The 683-nt window shown below is 54.0% G+C and carries 1 protein-coding gene; it reads left to right on the top strand.

All coding sequences use genetic code 11. From position 1 onward, the window contains the following. Positions 1-33 precede the first annotated feature (33 nt). The coding region (locus E1163_RS00180) for a KR domain-containing protein (protein WP_246223441.1) at positions 34-683 on the top strand (650 nt) is incomplete at its 3' end.

Here is a 683-nt window from a genome sequence, read left to right as displayed (position 1 = left end):
GCCTTAGAGCTACGCGACAAACGCCTGGAGAATATGGAAGAGAGCGACCTGCTGAGCGTATTATCCCCGAAAGTACACGGAAGCATCCATTTGTACGATCATTTGCGAGACGAGCCATTGGATTTTGTGATGTTCTTCTCCTCACTGAACGCCTTTGTGGGCAGCCCCGGTCAGAGCAACTATGCCTCCGCCTGCACGTTTCAGGACACCTACGCCCAGTCGTTACGCGGAGTACTGCGTTGCCCGGTTCATGTGATCAACTGGAGCTACTGGTCCGAGAGCGGTATAGTTGCCAGCTCATATTACCGAACGCGTCTGGAATCTTCCGGTCTGTACGGGATCACCGACCAGGAAGGCCTACGAGCGATAGAAGAAGTCTTGTCTAGTGGCGTAGAAGACCTTGTGATGGTGAAGCGACACGGCGATGTACTGTCAGAGTTCGGTTTTGAGTCCCGTCCGGAGTACGATCAACTTCCGTTAAGCAGTCCATCCATGATATCCGAACTGGTTCCTGGAGTAGAGATATCCCCATCCGCACAAGCTTCGTTTGAGACCTTGCGCTCAGGCTTTGAGCAGTTGCTGGACTGGAGCGAGCGTCTGTTGCTATACAGCTTTCAGCAACTGGGCGTCTTCCAGGGGACAGGAGAGACTTATACCGCGATCGGCCTGAAGTCCCGCCTGGG

The organism is Fulvivirga kasyanovii (assembly GCF_009711405.1).
Classification (GTDB): Bacteria; Bacteroidota; Bacteroidia; order Cytophagales; family Cyclobacteriaceae; genus Fulvivirga; species Fulvivirga kasyanovii.
This window is presented reverse-complemented; position numbering and strand designations above follow the sequence as displayed.